Origin of the sequence: Microbacterium canaveralium (genome assembly GCF_047238045.1) — a bacterium.
In the GTDB taxonomy this organism is placed as follows: domain Bacteria; phylum Actinomycetota; class Actinomycetes; order Actinomycetales; family Microbacteriaceae; genus Microbacterium.
In genome coordinates this window covers 3034987-3050892 of the sequence record NZ_JBDFMA010000003.1, presented here as the reverse complement: position 1 = coordinate 3050892, position 15906 = coordinate 3034987, and the positions used below count along the sequence as shown (strand labels likewise).

Below are 15906 nucleotides of genomic sequence, written 5' to 3'. Positions count from 1 at the left end.
GTGTGCTTTGGGGGCGCGGGCGGCGTGCGGGGCCTGGCGCGGGCGTGGCACGGGGCGGCGCGGGTTTCGAAAACGTTTTTGCCCGCGCGTGGCACCGGGTACCGTCGGAGCGAACCGGAGGAGCAATGATGACCACCGCACGCCTGACCGTCGACGCCCGATTCCCGATCGGGGCGGTGCGACGTCGCCTGTTCGGCGGCTTCGTCGAGCACCTCGGACGCCACGTCTACGACGGCATCTACGAACCCGGCCACCCCGAGGCCGACGAGCAGGGGTTCCGCCGCGACGTGCTCGAGCTCGTGCGCGAGCTGGGCGTCTCGATGATCCGGTACCCCGGCGGCAACTTCGTCTCGGGCTTCCGCTGGGAGGACAGCGTCGGTCCGCGCGACGAGCGCCCCCGCCGCCTCGACCTCGCCTGGCACTCCACCGAGACCAACGAGGTGGGCCTGCACGAGTTCGCCGACTGGCTCGACAAGGCCGGCAGCGAGCTCATGCTCGCCGTGAACCTCGGCACGCGCGGCACGCTCGAGGCCATCGACCTGCTCGAGTACAGCAACCTCCCCGGCGGCACGACGCTGTCGCAGCGGCGCATCGACAACGGCCGCGAGGTCCCGTTCGACGTGCGCGTGTGGTGCCTCGGCAACGAGATGGACGGGCCGTGGCAGCTCGGTCACCGCTCGGCTGACGACTACGGCAAGCTCGCCGCCCGGACCGCGAAGGGCATGCGCCAGCTCGACCCCTCGATCGAGCTCGTCGTGTGCGGATCGTCGGGCGCGCAGATGCCGACGTTCGGCGAGTGGGAGCGCGTCGTGCTCACCCACACGTACGACGACGTCGACATGATCTCGTGCCACGCCTACTACCAGGAGCACGACGGCGACATCGACTCGTTCCTGGCATCCGCGGTCGACACCGACCGGTTCATCGAGGCGGTCGTCGCGACCGCCGATCACGTCGGGGCGGTGAAGGGCTCCGACAAGCGCATCGACATCTCGTTCGACGAGTGGAACGTCTGGTACATCGACCGCGTCGCGTCCGAGAAGCCCACGGCGATCGACGACTGGCCCGTGGCTCCACGCCTGCTCGAGGACGTGTACTCGGCGGTGGATGCCGTGGTCTTCGGCAGCCTCATGATCTCGCTGCTCGCGCACGCCGACCGAGTGGCATCCGCCTCTCTCGCCCAACTCGTCAACGTGATCGCACCGATCATGACCGAACCCGGCGGACCCGCGTGGCGGCAGACGACGTTCTACCCGTTCTCGATCACGTCGCGGCTCGCGCGGGGCGAGGCCCTCCGCGTCCAGGTCGAGGCGGGCACGATCGACACGGCGAAGCACGGCACGGTCCCGGCGGTGGATGCCGTCGCCACCCACGATGCCGACACGGGCGACGCCGCGGTCTTCCTGGTGCACCGCGGACGGCACGAGGCCGTCGACGTCGCGATCGACGTCACGGGCTTCGGGAACGTCGAGCTGGTGGAGACGCACCTGCTCCACGACGACGACCCGTACGCCAGCAACACGCTCGAGCATCCCGACCGGGTGCGGCTCCGACCGCTCGAGGGGGCGCGGGTCGAGGGCGGCATCCTGCGCGTGACGCTTCCACCCATCGCGTGGGCCGCGCTGGCCCTGCGGCGGGTCGGCTGAAACGCGTTCGGGGCGCGATCCTCCGCGTGGGGCGGGGGAATCGCGCCCCGAACGGCGAATCGCGCCCCGAACGGAGCGAACGCGGCGTCAGGCCAGCTGAGCCCGGCGGGCGTGCAGCTCGTCGAAGGTCGCGAACGTCTCGGCGATGGGGTTGCCGGTGAAGTGGCCGACCCAGCCGTCGTCGTCGTGGAAGAAGCGGATGCTGACGAACTCGGGATTCGTACCCATGTCGAACCAGTGCGTGGTGTTGGCCGGCACCGAGACGAGGTCGCCCGCTTCGCAGTAGAGCGCGTGGACCTTGCCGTTCACGTGCAGGTAGAACACCCCGGCACCCTTGGCGAAAAAGCGGTCCTCGTCGTCGTCGTGGCGGTGCTCGGACAGGAAGCGCTCGCGCGAGGCGACCTTGACCTCGTCGTAGTTCTCCTGCTCGGGCGACAGGCCCACGATGTCGACCAGGGTGTATCCCTCGTCCTGCTTGACCTTCTCGACCTGCTCGGCGTACAGCGCGAGGACGTCGTCGAGGACGGCGTCCGAGGCGATCTCGTGCACGTCCCAGCGGGAGAAGCGGGCGCCGAGCTCGGCGAGGGCGGCACGGATCTCGTCCTCGTCGGTCGTCTCGAGGACGGGGCTGGTCGGGTCGGTCTCTTTCCAGACGGTCAGGAGCGTCACGGCTCCTCCTCTCGGACGAATGCGGTCGGGATGCCTCGATTGTCTCGCCCGCCGCGGGTTCCGTGGGTGTTCCGAGGTGGATGACCCGTAACAAAGCGCAACCTCGAAGGGTTCCTGCGGGGCACCACTGCTTGACTGCTCGACGGTCGCCGCACCACAGCACCCGCCGCGGCCCTCCGCACCCGACTCCTTCCGAAGGGGACCCCGTGTCCGTTCGCTCCCACCGCTGGGCGGCGCTCGTCGCCACCGCCGGCATCGCCGCCCTCGCCCTCACCGGCTGCGCGCAGCAGAACACCGCTGCACCCGCGGCATCCGCTGCCCCCGTCCAAAAGGTCGAGAACCTCCCCGCCCCGTTCGACGGCGAACCGCTGAAGGTCGCCCTCGTGCAGCAGTCCGGCGCGGGTGACTTCTTCACCGCCTGGACCGCGGGCGCCAAGGCGCAGGCCGCCGCGATCAACATCGACCTCACGGTGTACGACGCGCGCAACGACAACGCCAAGCAGGCCTCCGACCTCGAGCAGGCGATCGCCGCCAAGCCCGACGCGATCATCGTCGACCACGGTCAGACGGACACCATCGAGCCGCGCGTCCGCGAAGCGGTGGATGCCGGCATCCCGGTCGTCGTGTACGACCTGGCCCTGGAGAACACCGACGGCGTCGTCGTGACCTCGCAGTCGGATGCCTCGATGGCGCAGGGCGTCCTCGACCAGCTCGTCGAGGACAACGGAGAGGGCGCGAAGGTCGGACTCGTCAGCGCCGAGGGCTTCGCGCCGCTCGACCGCCGCAAGAAGGTGTGGGACGAGGTCGTCGCGAAGAACGGTCTCGACCAGCTCTTCTTCACCGGCAAGGTGACCGAGTCGACCGCGACGGACAACATCCCGCTCGTCGACGCGGCGCTCAAGGCGAACCCGGGCGTGCAGGCGATCTTCGCCCCGTACGACGAGATCACCAAGGGCGTCGTCCAGGCCGTGCTGCAGAACAACCTGCAGGACAAGGTCAAGGTCTACGGCATCGACATCTCCAACGCCGACATCGAGGTCATCACCGCCGAGGGCAGCCCGTGGGTGGCCACGAGCGCGACGGACCCGTCGGCCGTCGGCGCCGGCGTCGTGCGCGCGCTCGCGCTGAAGCTGACCGGCGAGCTCACCGAGGACGCCGTGCAGTTCCCGGCCGTCACGATCACCCGTGACTTCCTCATCGAGAAGGGCATCACCAACGTCGCCCAGCTGCGCGAGGCCGAGCCGTCGCTGCTGCTGAGCGACACGGTGGTCGCCGACTGGCTGCCCGCCGTCTCCGGATGACGTCACCCCTCTGGCACGCCGCTCAGGCCGACGACGCCCCCGTCGTCCGCCTGAGCGGCGTCGGCGTGCGGTTCGGCACCAATCAGGTCCTCCGCGACGTCTCCCTCGATCTGTTCCCGGGGAGCATCACGGCGCTCCTCGGCACCAACGGCGCCGGCAAGTCCACGCTCATCGGGGCGATCTCCGGCGCCAACGCCGCGTACACCGGCGAGATCGCCGTCGCGGGCTCGACCCAGCGTCTGGGTTCCCCCGCACGCGCCCGCCGCGCCGGCATCGAGACCGTGCACCAGCGCATCGCCGACGGCATCGCGCCGGGGCTCAGCGTCGCCGACAACCTCGCCCTCACCGATCTCGCGACCGGGGGCCACCGGCTCGTCCGCCGCGCGGAGTCCGAGCGCGTCGCCCGCGCGGCGCTCGGGCGCCTGGGACTGTCGTGGTCCGACGAGGTCTTGCGAGCGGATGCCGCCCGCCTGGGCACGTCCGACGCTCAGCTGCTCGTGCTCGCCCGGGCCCTCCGCTCGACCCCGCGCCTGCTGATCCTCGACGAGCCGACGTCGGCCCTCACCGCCTCCGAGGCGGATCGCCTCTTCGCCGTGCTGCGGGTCCTGCGCGACGAGGGCCTGTCGATCCTGTTCGTCAGCCACCGGTTCGGCGAGATCGAGCGCCTCGCGGACCGCATCGTGGTGCTCCGCGACGGACGGCTCGAACTCGAGGCCGGCCGCCCCTTCGACTGGCACGCGGCGCTGGAGGCCATGCTGGGCGTCCCCACCGAACTGCAGCAGCACGTCACCGAGCCGCTTCCCGCCGGGCGAGAGGTGCTCGCGGTAGACGAGGCCGTGCTCCTGCCCGGCAGCGAACCGCTGAACCTGTCCGTCGCCTCGGGGCAGGTGACCGGCATCCTGGGACTGCTGGGTGCGGGCAAGACCGAGCTCGCCGAGCTCATCGCCGGGGTCCGGCCCGTCGGTGCCGCGCGGTTGAGTCTGGACGGTGCGCCCTACCGCCCGTCCTCGCCCGCGGCGGCCAAGGACGCCGGTGTCGTGCTCGTCCCGGAGGATCGCCAGCGGCAGGGCATCCAGCCCGGGTGGTCGATCGGCCGGACCGTGGGCCTCCCGGTGCTCCGGCAGATCTCGCGCTGGGGCGTCGTCTCGCCCGCTCGCGAGCGCGCGGCCGCCGAGGACGTGATCGACGCCTACGGCGTCGTGGCCCCGTCGGCGGAGACGCGCGTCGACGACCTCTCCGGCGGCAACCAGCAGAAAGTCGTCGTGGGCCGGTGGCTGCGCACTGGGCCGCGGCTCGCCGTTCTCGACGAGCCGTTCCGCGGTGTCGACATCGGCGCGCGCCGCCGCATCGGCGACGCCGCCCGCGACCGCGCCGCCGCGGGCGCCGCGGTGCTCGTGCTCTCCAGCGACGTCGACGAGATCCTCGACGTCGCCGACCGCATCGTCGTCCTCGTCTCGGGGCGCATCGTCTTGGACACCCCCGCCGGAGTGCTCGACCGGGCGCGCATCGTCGCCGCGCTGCTGGACGACCCCGGCCATCGGAAGGAAACCGCATGACCTCCGTCGCCGCGCCCGCGCGTCCGAGCGCCGGCTCCCGGATCGTGGATGCCATCGCGAAATGGGGCTTCGTCGCCGTCACGGTTCTGCTGATCGCGTTCTTCGCCGTCACGCAGCCGGCCTTCGCGACCCCGGAGAACCTCGTCGGGATGCTGAAGTACATCGCCCCGATCGGCATCGCCGGTCTGGGCGTCACGCTCGCGATGACCGTCGGCGGACTCGACCTCTCGGTCGGCGCGAACGCCGGCTTCGCGGTGTCGATCGCCGCGTGGACCATGGTCATCGCGAACCAGGTCGGCGGGATCGCGGTCGGGGTCGTCCTGTTGTCCGGTGCCCTGATCGGCGCGATCAACGCGGCGCTGATCGTGTTCGCCCGCATCCCCGACCTGCTGGCGACCCTGGCGACGATGTTCACCGTCGTGGGGCTCAAGCTCATCATCGTCGACGGCAAGTCGATCTCGTCGCAGATGACCCTCGACGACGGCACCACCGCCCCGGGCCGCTTCACCCCGGACTTCCTGTGGTTCGACCGCGGCTTCATCGGCCCGATCTCGGTGCCGGTCGTCCTCTTCCTCGGACTCACGGTCGTGCTGTGGTTCGTGCTGGACCGCACCCGTTGGGGCCGTGCTCTCGCCGCCGTCGGCTCGAACCCCGAGGCCGCCCGGCTCGCCGGGGTCCGCGTCCGTGCGTACCGGGCAGCGGCGTACATCGGCTGCGGCATCCTCGCATCCATCGCCGGACTCGTGCTGGCCGCCCGGATCGGTCAGGGCGATGTCTCGGCGGGCAACAGCCTGCTGCTGGACGCCGTGGCCGTCGCACTCGTGGGCGTCTCGGTGCTCGGGATCGGGCGTCCGAACGCGTGGGGGACGGCCCTCGGGGCCGTGCTCGTCGCCGTCATGGTGACCGGGTTCTCGATGATGGGCCTGCCGTACTACATCCAGGACTTCGGGAAGGGCCTCGTTCTGCTCGTGGCCCTGCTGTTCAGCTTCACGTTCCGCCGTCGCAAGACCACCATCGTCGCCGGGAGCACCACCGCATCATGACTCTCCTCACCGATCAGCTGACCGTCGCCACGGTCCCCGCGTATCTGGCTGCCCGCCCTCACCTGTCTGGGCCGGTCGATCCGGCATCCATCGTCTCGGTCGTCGAGGTCGGCGACGGCAACCTGAATCTCGTCTTCATCGTGAAGGATGCCGCGGGCAACGGCGTCGTCGTGAAGCAGTCGCTGCCGCACGTGCGCGTCGACCCCTCGTGGCCGCTGACGCGCGAACGGGCCGCCCGAGAGGCCGTCGTCCTCGGGGTGCACGAGCGGATCGACCCGGCCCACGTGCCGGCGTTCCACGGCTTCGACGCCGAGGCCCTCGCCCTGTCGATCGAGGACCTCAGCGACCACGCCGTCTGGCGCGGCGAGCTCATCGCCGGCCGGCTGCACGAGTACGCGGCGGCGCAGTTGGGTTCCTACGTGGGCGCCGTCGGTTTCGCGACGAGCGTCTTCGGCACTCCGGGGCCGGAGCGTCGGCGCGCGATCGCCGCGGCGACCAATCCCGAGCTGAGCGAGATCACCGAGGACCTCGTCTTCACCGAGCCCTATGTCGACCACGAGCACAACGGTTGGCTGTCGGCTAACGACGACGACGTACGGGAGTTGCGCGCCGATCGCACGTTCGTGCGCGAGATCGGGCTGGCCAAGCAGCGGTTCCAGGAGAGCACGCAGAGCCTGCTGCACGGCGACCTGCACACCGGGTCGGTGTTCGTGCGGGCCGAGGGCGAGTCGGTGCGCGCGTTCGACTCGGAGTTCGGCACGTACGGCCCCACCGGCTTCGACCTCGGAGCCGTGTGGGCGAACCTCGTCATCGCCGCCGCCCGGGCGCAGGTGCTCGGGCGTGGTGAGGACGCCGAGCGGTTGCTGACGCTGCCGGTCGAGCTCGTGGACGCATTCGAGGCCGAGTTCCGCCGCCGGTGGCCCGATCGCGTCGACCCCCGCGTGTACGACGACGAGGTGCTCGAGCACACGCTCGCGCAGATCCGCTCGGATGCCGCGATCTACGGCGCGGCGAAAGCCGTGCGGCGCATCGTCGGGTTCTCGAAGGTCGCCGACATCCAAACCCTGCCCGAGCCCGAGCGGGCCATCGCGGCCCGCTTCGTGCTGCGCGCCGCGCGCACGCTCGGCACTGCACGGCTGGAGGACTCCGACCCGCGCGCCCTCACCGTCCGGACGGTGGCGCTGCTCGGCTGAGCATTGGGGCCGTGGCATCCCTGTGCTGTTCTGCATCGGTCGGGCGGCGCGTCGGGGCCGTGGCATCCCTCGCGCGCAGGGGGAGGGGCGGATGCCGGTGCGTCAGCGCGCGAGCAGCGTGCTCCGGATCTTCTCGGCGACGGCTTCCCGAAGGGGGCGCACCGCATCGGCGTCCCAGGATTCAGGGTTGGGGAACGACCACTCCAGCACCTCGCCGCGCGGGATCGAGGGGAGGGCGAGGCCCGGCTTCATCAGCACGACCACGTCGGCGGTGTCGAGGTCTTGCTCGGTGACGTGGCGGGGCACGCGATCGGTGATGTCCATCCCCAGCTCGGCGACGGTGGCCGCGACGGCGGGATTGACCTCCTCGGCGGGGGCGAGGCCCGCGGAGGTGGCGGCGAAGCGATCACCGGCAAGGTGCTCCAGAAGCGCCGCACCGAGTTGGGAGCGGCCGGCGTTGTGCTGGCAGATGAACAGGACGGTGGGGGCGGTGGCGGTGCTCACGGGCGTTCCTTCGGTGATCAGGGGGCGGTGAGTCGAGGGGCGAGTTCGGTGATTCGGCGCTCCAGCTCGTCGTAGGCGGAGTCGAACGCCTCGTCGGTTCCGGTGCGCACCGGGTCGGGGATCGACCAGTGCAGGTCGCCGGCCACTCCGATCTCCTCGTGCGCCATGTCGCAGACGGTGATGACGAAGTCGGAGTCGGTGAGGACGGAGCCCAGCTCTCGCGGCGATCCGGTGGAGAGGGCGAGCGCGTGGCGCTCGGCGGCCGCCACTGCTCCGGGGGCGACCCGGTCGGCGGGATGGGTGCCCGCCGAAGCCGCGGGGATCGTGCTGTGGGTGGCCCAGAGGGCTGCCGCGAGCTGAGACCGGGCCGAGTTCGCGGTGCAGACGAAGACCACCCGGTGCGCGCGTTCCGTCCTGCCGGGGGCCAGGTCGTCCAGCGCCGCTTCTGTGAGGCGCACGTAACTGCGACGGCGGTCGGCCTCCGAGCGGGAGCGCTCGACCATTCCGACCGACTCGAGGACGTTGAGGTGGTGCGCGACGAGATTCGACGGCAGGCCGAGACTGGCACGGATTTCCGAGGGGGACAGGTCGCCGAGCGTCAGCAGATCCACGATCCGCAAGCGCGACGGATCTCCCAGGGCGGCGTGCCGCGCAGCGCGATCCTCGAGGGGCGAATGTTTCTCAACGTTCATTGCCTCAATATTGACTGATCTATCACTCGCAGGTCAAGATGATGCCGTGACCCCCACCGAATCCGCCACCGTGCCCCGTCGGCCCCACCTCGCTCGCCGTGCGACGGCGGAGTTCGTCGGCACGGGTCTGCTGGTCACGGTGGTCGTCGGATCCGGCATCGCCGCGCAGCGCCTCTCGCCGGACGATGTCGGTCTGCAACTCCTCGAGAACAGTCTGGCCACCGCTCTCGGGCTGGCCGTCATCATCCTCGTGCTCGGTCCCGTCTCGGGGGCCCACCTGAACCCCGTGGTGTCGGTCGCCGACTGGGTGCTTGGGCGGCGCCTGCGGACCGGCCTGCCGCTGCGCGACCTCGGCCCCTACCTCGCCGCGCAGATCCTGGGCGGCATCGCCGGAACGTTCCTCTCCGGCGTCATGTTCGACGTCGCGCCCGCCTTCTCCGCGAACGAACGCGCCACCGGCGGCCACCTGGTGGGAGAAGTGGTGGCCACGGCCGGACTCGTGCTGCTGATCTTCTCCCTCGCCCGCACCTCCACGGGCGTGACCACCGCGGCCGCGGTGGGGGCGTACATCGGTGCGGCGTATTGGTTCACCAGCTCCACCTCGTTCGCCAACCCGGCCGTGACGATCGCGCGGATGTTCACCGACACCTTCGCTGGCATCGCACCCGCGGCCGTGCCGCCCTTCGTCCTCGCGCAGTTCGCCGGCGCCGCTCTCGGGCTCGCGCTCGTCGTCCTGTTCTTCCCGACCGCCGCCCGGACCGCGGGCGAGGTCGTGACCCCCGCGCACCTCGAATCCCGATCCTGAAAGGTCCTCATGCACCTCGTTGCCATCGGCGGAAGTGACGCCGGAATCTCCACCGCGCTGCGCGCCCGTGAGCTCGACCCCTCCGTCGACGTCACGGTCGTGGTCGCCGACGCCTACCCGAACTTCTCCATCTGTGGCATCCCGTACTTCTTCTCGCGGGAGGTGCAGCCGTGGCAGTCGCTGGCGCACCGCACCCACGCCGATCTCGAAGCCACCGGCCTGACGCTGCGCCTGGACACCCTCGCCACCGGCATCGACGTCGCCGGCCAGAAGCTCGCCGTGCGCGCCGCCGACGGCACCGAGTCGACGATTCCCTACGACGCCCTCATGGTCGGCACCGGCGCGTCGCCCGCGACCGCCGGCATCGCGGGGCTCGACGAGCTCGGACCCGACGACGGCGTGCACCTGCTGCACTCGATGGGCGACACCTTCGCCCTGGAGCGATACCTCGACGAGCGTCAGCCCCAGAGCGCCATCATCGTCGGCGCCGGGTACGTCGGTCTCGAGATGGCGGAGGCCCTCACCGTGCGGGGGCTCCACGTCACGCAGCTGCAGCGCGGACCCGAGGTGCTGTCGACCCTCGACCCCGAGCTCGGGTCCCTCGTCCACGACGAGCTCACCCGGCACGGCGTCGATGTCCGCACCGACACCCGCGTGGCCTCGGTCTCCCGCGACGGCGGTCGTCTCACCGTCACCGGCACGCACCACGGCGATCCCGTCGCCCACACCGCCGACCTCGTGCTGGTCGTGGTCGGGGTCCGCCCCAACACCGACCTGCTCACCGCGGCAGGCGCCTCCACCGGCGCCGGCGGTGCGGTCGTCGTCGACGAGCGGATGCGCACGGGTCTGCCGAACGTCTGGGCCGCCGGCGACGGCGTGGTCACCCACCACCGTCTCCTCGGCGTCACGTACCTGCCGCTCGGGACCACGTCTCACAAGCAGGGCCGCGTCGCCGGCGAGAACGCGATCGGCGGCGACGCCCGGTTCGCGGGCAGCCTCGGCACGCAGGTCGTGAAGGTGTTCGACGTCGTCGCCGCGCGCACCGGTCTGCGCGACCACGAGGCCGTCGCCGCGGACTTCGCCCCGCACAGCCACACCGCGATCGCCGACGACCACAAGCGCTACTACCCGGGCGCCACCCCGATCAGCATCCGGGTCACCGGCGACACCCGCGACGGGCATCTGCTCGGCGCGCAGCTCGTCGGCACCCGCGGCGCCGAGATCTCCAAGCGCGTCGACACCTATGCCGCGGCGCTCCACCACGGCATGACGGTCGCCGGGATGAGCGACCTCGACCTGTCGTACACGCCCCCGCTCGGCTCTCCGTGGGACGCCGTGCAGGTGGCGACCCAGGCCTGGGAACGCGAGGCCCGCGCGCTGGCGCCCGCGCGGTAGTCCGCGGTCTGCCCCCGCCGCGCCCTCTGGCTGCCCCCGACGCTCCGGCGATAAACGCTTGCTGCACCGAGAAACGCGCTCAGCGAGCGTGTCTCAGTGCAGGAAGCGTTTCTCGCGCGGGGGAGAGGACCCGGATGCCGCAGCTCAGCGCGTCGCGACGGCGAAGCGCAGCAGCCACTCGGCGATCTCGAGGTGTCGGCGGGCGGCGGCGACGTCGACGCCCCACGCGTACATGCCGTGGCTCGCGACGATGAGCGCGGGCACCTCGGGCACCTCGGCGTTTGCGGGGCGGTAGACCTCGTCGAAGCGGGCGGCCTCGACGGTCATGTCCTGGTCGTTCGCGATGACCGGGATCGTCACGATCTCGTCGTGTGCGCGGTGGCCGATGCCCTTGAGCATCTCCATGTCGCGGATCTCGACCCCGCCCGGCCACCGGTGCCCCGCGACGACCGCGTCGAACGCGTGCACGTGGAACACCGCGCCCGCGCCCGTGCGCGCGGCGATGTGCGCGTGCAGTCCCGCCTCGGCGGAGGGCGGCCGCGGGTCGTCGGGGTCGAGGGCCTCGCCGTCTGCACCGATGAGCACGACATCGCGATCGGTGAGTTCGGACTTGTCCAGACCGGATGCCGTGACCGCGAGCACCAGCGGATCCCGATCGATCACGAGCGAGAGGTTGCCCGAGGTGCCGCGCATCCAGCCGTAGCCCGAGAAGCGCGAGGCTTCCGCGGCGAGGGCGGCACCGGCCTCCTGCACGCGGGCGGTGAGGGGGAGCGTCATCGCGTGAGCTCGATCTCGTCGAAGGATGCCACCGCCGGCGCGGCGAAGTCGGAGCCGTGCCACGGCTCCCCGGCGCGGTCCAGCGCGACGACTCGCCAGCCGGCGGCGAGGGCCGCGGCGACCTCGTCGGGGTGGTCGGTGAGGAACAGCGCGCGCTCGGGCGCGACCCCCAGGGCCGCCGCGATGCGGTCGTACGAGCCGGATTCCTTCTTCGGCCCGGCGCTGACCGTGTCGAAGAAGTCCTCGACGATCGGGGTGAGGTCGCCCTGCGGCGCGTGACGGAACCACGGCACCTGCGACGCGACCGACCCCGACGAGTAGACGGCGAGCCGGATGCCGGCCTCGTGCCACGCGCGCAGCTGCGGCGGCACGTCCTCGAAGAACTGCGAGTGGATCTCGCCCGCGGCGAAGCCCTCGGCCCAGATGATCCCCTGCAGCGTCTTCAGCGGCGTCGACTTGACGTCGGAGGCCATGAGCCCGCGGAGCGCGTCGGCGACCTCGGCGTCGGTGGCATCGGCATCCAGACCGGTCTCGGCGATCGCGTCGGCGCGGGCGCCCCGCACGGTGTCGTCGTCGCGCCCGAGCACCTCGTCCAGGCGCGGACGGGCGTAGTCGTAGAGGTCGCCGAGGATGAAGCCTGCGGCGCTGGTCGTGCCCTCGATGTCGAGAACGACGACGTCGGCGGAGATGGCGGTCATTGGGGATCCTCGTCGGGGGAAGGGGACACGGGGCGGAAGGCGACGGTGTCGGGCTGCACGGTCGCGGCGATCGGGGCGGGCTCGGCGGGGGATCGGCGACGGCGGAGCGCCGGTGCGGCGTCGGGTGCCGTGGCATCCGGATCGGCCGTGAAGTGCTCGCCGACGCGCGCGGGCTCGAAGGTTCCGCGGCTCGTCGCGATGCGGGTCACGAGGCGCGGCGGGGTCACGTCGAACGCGGGGTACCACGCGTCGGTCAGGAGCGGGCTCGCGGTGCGCTGCCCGAGCACCTCCAGCACCTCGCGCGGGTCGCGGTCCTCGATGACGATGTCCGCACCGGTCGGCGCACCGGGGTCGGGTGCCTCGACCATCGCGTAGTACGGGATGCCGAAGGCCGCGGCCGCGGCCGCGTGCGCGAGCGTGCCGACCTTGTTCACCACCGAGCCGTCGAGGGCGACCCGGTCGGCGGCGGTGACGACGGCGTCGATCGGGCCCGACCCGACGCCCCGCGGCGACGCGAGGGCGGCGGCGGCCATGCCGTCGGTGATGAGCGTCACCTTCTGGTCGAGTTCGCGCAGCGAGTGGGCGGTGAGCCGGGCGCCCTGCAGGTACGGGCGGGTCTCGGTCGCGATCCACTCGATCTCGCGTCCGGCTTCGCGGGCGGCGGCGACGAGACCGAACAGGTAGGCATCGGCCCAGCAGTGCGTGAGGATCCGCGGCGACGCGGGCAGCAGCGACAGTGTCGCCCGGCCCAGGCGCAGGCTCGCTTCGCGGTAGTCGCGGTCGACGGTGGTCGCGGTCTCCATCGTCGCGGCCACGAGGGCGTCGGTGTCGTCGGCGTCGCGGCCGGCGGCGAGCATGCGGGCGACCGCGTCGCGGGGGTGGGCGTTCGTCGGACGCGCCGTGGCGAGAGCGCGGCCCGCGCGGCCGAGCGCCGTGCGTGCCTCGCCGAGCGGCAGCCCTCGCACCTGCAGGGCGGCGAGGGCCATACCGGCGGTCGCGGCGTACAGCGGCCCGGAGCTCTGGGTCACCATGTCGCGGATCGCCGAAGCGACCTCGTCGGGGGTCGTGGCATCCACCCACTCGACCCGCGCCGGGAACACGCGGCGATCGAGGATGCGGACGACACCGGCGGCCTCGTCGAAGACGACGGAGTTCTCGAGGGTGGCAGACATCGCCGCAATCCTCCCACGGCGCTGCGCCCGGCCCCGCGTCGATGACGCCGCGCGACGGCGCAGGCTCGGCGATTCGCGCTTTCTCAGCCCGGGCGGGGTGGATGCCGCTGACCCGGCGCGGATCGCAGAGGTTGCGCCGCGCCCCCCGCGCCCCATCGCACGCCCGGGCGCTCGCGCGCCCGCGCACGCGCGTGAGACAATGGCCGCGGCGTGCTCGGACCGACCTTTCCCCGCACGGCGCCACGGTGCCGGCGGGTCGAAGGGCCACCGGGCCAAGAGGACAGCGTCCGCCGCACCTTCTCCGAGGAGCAGAGATGTCCGCGAACCCCACCGCCGCCGCCGTCGAATCCGAGACGATCGAGCGCGTCCAGCAGCACCGCCGGTACCTGATGTGCCGGCCCGAGCACTTCACCGTCAGCTACAGCATCAACCCGTGGATGGAGCCGTCGCGGCCCACCGACACCGACCTTGCGCTGCGCCAGTGGCAGTCGCTGTACGACACCTACGTGTCGCTGGGGCACGAGATCGAGCTCATCGATCCGCTCGAGGGCCTCCCCGACATGGTCTACACCGCCAACGGCGGTTTCGTCATCGACGGCGTCGCGTACGGCCCGAAGTTCCGTTTCCGCGAGCGCGCCGACGAGGCCCCCGCGTTCATCGACTGGTTCGCCGCGAACGGCTTCCAGGTCGCCGAGCCCGTCGAGGTCAACGAGGGCGAAGGCGACTTCCTGCTCGTCGGCAACACGATCCTCGCCGGCACGGGGTTCCGCTCCACCGGTGACAGTCACCGCGAGGTGGGCGAGGTGTTCTCGCGCGAGGTCGTGTCGCTGACGCTCACCGACCCGCGGTTCTACCACCTCGACACCGCGATCGCCGTGCTCGACCCCGTCGAGGGCCCCGGCGGCGTCGACAAGGCCAACATCGCGTACCTGCCGACCGCGTTCGACGAGCGCAGCCAGGCGATCCTGCGCGAGCGCTACCCGGATGCCATCCGTGTCTCGGATGCCGATGGCGCCGTGTTCGGCCTCAACTCCGCCAGCGACGGCAAGAACGTCATCATCTCGCCGCGGGCCAAGGGCTTCGAGGCGCAGCTGCGCGAGCGCGGCTACACGCCCGTCCTCGTCGACCTGTCCGAGCTGCTGCTCGGCGGTGGGGGCATCAAGTGCTGCACGCTCGAGCTGCGCGGGGGCACCCGATGAGCACCGCCGTGGATGACCTCGGCGCGCAGCTCATCGCGTCCGAGAGCGCGCACGTCGCGCACAACTACCACCCGCTGCCGGTCGTCGCCGCGCGCGCCGAGGGCGTCTGGGTCACCGACGTCGAGGGCAAGCGCTACCTCGACCTGCTGTCGGCGTACTCCGCGCTGAACTTCGGCCACGGACACCCGGCGATCCTCGCCGCCGCCCGGGAACAGCTGGAGCGTCTGACCCTCACGAGCCGCGCGTTCCACAACGACAAGCTCGGACCCTTCGCCACCGCGCTCTCGCAGCTGTGTGGGAAGGATCTCGTGCTGCCGATGAACACCGGCGCCGAGGCGGTGGAGACCGGCATCAAGGTCGCCCGCGCGTGGGGATACCGCACGAAGGGCATCGCCCCCGATGCCGCGACGATCATCGTCGCGAACGGCAACTTCCACGGCCGCACCACGACGATCGTCGGCTTCAGCGACGACCCGGTCGCCCACGACGACTTCGGGCCGTACGCTCCCGGCTTCGTCCACGTGCCCTACGGAGACGCGGATGCCATCGCCGCCGCGATCGACGAGAACACCGCCGCGGTGCTCCTCGAACCGATCCAAGGCGAGGCCGGCGTCGTGATCCCGCCGGAGGGGTTCCTCCGCCGCGTGCGGGAGATCTGCACGGCGAACAATGTGCTGTTCATCGCCGACGAGATCCAGTCGGGTCTCGGCCGCGTGGGGGAGACGTTCGCGTGCGACCGCGAGGGCGTCGTGCCCGACGTGTACCTCCTCGGCAAGGCGCTCGGGGGTGGCATCCTGCCCCTGTCGGCGGTCGTCGCGAACGAGGACGTGCTGGGCGTCATCCGTCCCGGCGAGCACGGCTCGACCTTCGGTGGTAACCCGCTGGCCGCCGCGGTGGGTCTGCGGGTCGTGGAGATGCTGGCATCCGGAGAGTTCCAGACCCGCGCGAAAGCGCTCGGCGAGCACCTCGCGCAGGGTCTGGAGGCCCTCGTCGGCCACGGCGTCACCGCGGTGCGCGTGGCGGGGCTGTGGGCCGGCGTCGATATCGACCCGGCCGCGGGGAGCGGTCGCGAGATCGCCGAGAAGCTCCTGGCGCGAGGCGTACTGGTGAAGGACACCCACGGGCAGACGATCCGCATCGCTCCGCCCCTGACGATCCGGGGGACCGAGATCGACTGGGCGATCGAGCAGCTGCGGCACGTGCTGGCGTAACCCGGGCGTGAGGGGTCAACTTCTGTCGCTTCGGGTCGCTCCAGG

General features: G+C 71.6%; 15 protein-coding genes. 9 read left to right on the top strand and 6 right to left on the bottom strand.

The genetic code is table 11. The features are described from left to right. Window positions 1-128: 128 nt before the first annotated feature. Entirely contained in the window at window positions 129-1646 is a 1518-nt protein-coding gene (gene arfA, locus ABC271_RS15500; protein WP_412925732.1) for an arabinosylfuranosidase ArfA, read from the top strand. 87 nt (window positions 1647-1733) lie between these two features. On the opposite strand, the gene ABC271_RS15495 is transcribed toward arfA, so the two are convergent. After that, entirely contained in the window at window positions 1734-2315 is a 582-nt protein-coding gene (locus tag ABC271_RS15495) for a 1,2-dihydroxy-3-keto-5-methylthiopentene dioxygenase (protein WP_412925731.1), read from the bottom strand. 206 nt (window positions 2316-2521) lie between these two features. Between ABC271_RS15495 and ABC271_RS15490 the strand changes: the two genes are divergently transcribed. The 4 genes from ABC271_RS15490 to mtnK are packed head-to-tail and all read left to right on the top strand — an operon-like array spanning window position 2522 to window position 7408. Then, a complete protein-coding gene (locus ABC271_RS15490; RefSeq protein WP_412925730.1) occupies window positions 2522-3616 on the top strand; it encodes a substrate-binding domain-containing protein in 1095 nt (364 codons plus the stop codon). Continuing rightward, window positions 3613-5172: a sugar ABC transporter ATP-binding protein gene (locus tag ABC271_RS15485; protein ID WP_412925729.1), complete on the top strand. Its 1560-nt coding sequence runs from the start codon at window positions 3613-3615 to the stop codon at window positions 5170-5172. The genes ABC271_RS15490 and ABC271_RS15485 overlap by 4 nt, the downstream gene beginning before the upstream one ends. Continuing rightward, on the top strand, window positions 5169-6215 hold the full coding sequence (locus ABC271_RS15480) for an ABC transporter permease (RefSeq protein ID WP_412925728.1): 1047 nt from the start codon (window positions 5169-5171) through the stop codon (window positions 6213-6215). Before ABC271_RS15485 ends, ABC271_RS15480 begins: the two co-directional genes overlap by 4 nt. After that, window positions 6212-7408 (top strand): S-methyl-5-thioribose kinase, encoded by a 1197-nt coding sequence (mtnK, locus tag ABC271_RS15475; RefSeq protein WP_412925727.1) that lies wholly within the window; start codon window positions 6212-6214, stop codon window positions 7406-7408. The genes ABC271_RS15480 and mtnK overlap by 4 nt, the downstream gene beginning before the upstream one ends. 102 nt (window positions 7409-7510) lie before the next feature. Here the strand turns inward: mtnK and ABC271_RS15470 are convergent, their stop codons facing one another. Both ABC271_RS15470 and ABC271_RS15465 read right to left on the bottom strand, forming a co-directional pair. Further along, the gene (locus ABC271_RS15470) at window positions 7511-7912 is read right to left on the bottom strand and encodes an arsenate-mycothiol transferase ArsC (RefSeq protein WP_412925726.1); all 402 of its coding nucleotides are present in this window, start codon (window positions 7910-7912) and stop codon (window positions 7511-7513) included. Between the two features lie 17 nt (window positions 7913-7929). Beyond that, entirely contained in the window at window positions 7930-8604 is a 675-nt protein-coding gene (locus ABC271_RS15465; protein ID WP_412925725.1) for an arsenate reductase/protein-tyrosine-phosphatase family protein, read from the bottom strand. A gap of 46 nt (window positions 8605-8650) precedes the next feature. Here ABC271_RS15465 and ABC271_RS15460 point away from each other — a divergent pair, with 46 nt between their 5' ends. Together ABC271_RS15460 and ABC271_RS15455 are read left to right on the top strand one after the other, a co-directional pair. Continuing rightward, window positions 8651-9409 carry an aquaporin gene (locus tag ABC271_RS15460; protein WP_412925724.1) on the top strand — a complete coding sequence of 253 codons (759 nt, stop codon included), beginning with the start codon at window positions 8651-8653 and terminating at the stop codon, window positions 9407-9409. A gap of 9 nt (window positions 9410-9418) precedes the next feature. Then, window positions 9419-10804 (top strand): FAD-dependent oxidoreductase, encoded by a 1386-nt coding sequence (locus ABC271_RS15455; RefSeq protein ID WP_412925723.1) that lies wholly within the window; start codon window positions 9419-9421, stop codon window positions 10802-10804. A 144-nt stretch (window positions 10805-10948) separates the two neighbouring features. On the opposite strand, the gene mtnB is transcribed toward ABC271_RS15455, so the two are convergent. Genes mtnB through ABC271_RS15440 form a run of 3 tightly spaced genes read right to left on the bottom strand, consistent with a single transcriptional unit; the run spans window position 10949 to window position 13451 of the window. Beyond that, a complete protein-coding gene (mtnB, locus tag ABC271_RS15450; RefSeq protein WP_412925722.1) occupies window positions 10949-11581 on the bottom strand; it encodes a methylthioribulose 1-phosphate dehydratase in 633 nt (210 codons plus the stop codon). Then, window positions 11578-12279: an acireductone synthase gene (mtnC, locus tag ABC271_RS15445; protein WP_412925721.1), complete on the bottom strand. Its 702-nt coding sequence runs from the start codon at window positions 12277-12279 to the stop codon at window positions 11578-11580. The genes mtnB and mtnC overlap by 4 nt, the downstream gene beginning before the upstream one ends. Beyond that, window positions 12276-13451 (bottom strand): translation initiation factor eIF-2B alpha/beta/delta subunit family protein, encoded by a 1176-nt coding sequence (locus tag ABC271_RS15440; RefSeq protein WP_412925720.1) that lies wholly within the window; start codon window positions 13449-13451, stop codon window positions 12276-12278. The genes mtnC and ABC271_RS15440 overlap by 4 nt, the downstream gene beginning before the upstream one ends. Before the next feature lie 314 nt (window positions 13452-13765). On the opposite strand from ABC271_RS15440, the gene ddaH reads away from it, so the two are divergent. Continuing rightward, entirely contained in the window at window positions 13766-14650 is an 885-nt protein-coding gene (ddaH, locus tag ABC271_RS15435; RefSeq protein ID WP_412925719.1) for a dimethylargininase, read from the top strand. Beyond that, a complete protein-coding gene (rocD, locus tag ABC271_RS15430) occupies window positions 14647-15861 on the top strand; it encodes an ornithine--oxo-acid transaminase (protein ID WP_412925718.1) in 1215 nt (404 codons plus the stop codon). The genes ddaH and rocD overlap by 4 nt, the downstream gene beginning before the upstream one ends. Window positions 15862-15906 lie beyond the last annotated feature (45 nt).

Bases quoted from the DNA above. Each gene is read 5' to 3' on its own strand.
- ddaH (WP_412925719.1), top strand. From the start codon at position 13,766: ATGTCCGCGAACCCCACCGCCGCCGCCGTCGAATCCGAGACGATCGAG.
- ABC271_RS15455 (WP_412925723.1), top strand. From the start codon at position 9,419: ATGCACCTCGTTGCCATCGGCGGAAGTGACGCCGGAATCTCCACCGCG.
- ABC271_RS15465 (WP_412925725.1), bottom strand. From the start codon at position 8,604: ATGAACGTTGAGAAACATTCGCCCCTCGAGGATCGCGCTGCGCGGCAC.
- mtnB (WP_412925722.1), bottom strand. From the start codon at position 11,581: ATGACGCTCCCCCTCACCGCCCGCGTGCAGGAGGCCGGTGCCGCCCTC.
- ABC271_RS15480 (WP_412925728.1), top strand. From the start codon at position 5,169: ATGACCTCCGTCGCCGCGCCCGCGCGTCCGAGCGCCGGCTCCCGGATC.
- mtnK (WP_412925727.1), top strand. From the start codon at position 6,212: ATGACTCTCCTCACCGATCAGCTGACCGTCGCCACGGTCCCCGCGTAT.
- arfA (WP_412925732.1), top strand. From the start codon at position 129: ATGACCACCGCACGCCTGACCGTCGACGCCCGATTCCCGATCGGGGCG.
- rocD (WP_412925718.1), top strand. From the start codon at position 14,647: ATGAGCACCGCCGTGGATGACCTCGGCGCGCAGCTCATCGCGTCCGAG.
- ABC271_RS15485 (WP_412925729.1), top strand. From the start codon at position 3,613: ATGACGTCACCCCTCTGGCACGCCGCTCAGGCCGACGACGCCCCCGTC.
- mtnC (WP_412925721.1), bottom strand. From the start codon at position 12,279: ATGACCGCCATCTCCGCCGACGTCGTCGTTCTCGACATCGAGGGCACG.
- ABC271_RS15440 (WP_412925720.1), bottom strand. From the start codon at position 13,451: ATGTCTGCCACCCTCGAGAACTCCGTCGTCTTCGACGAGGCCGCCGGT.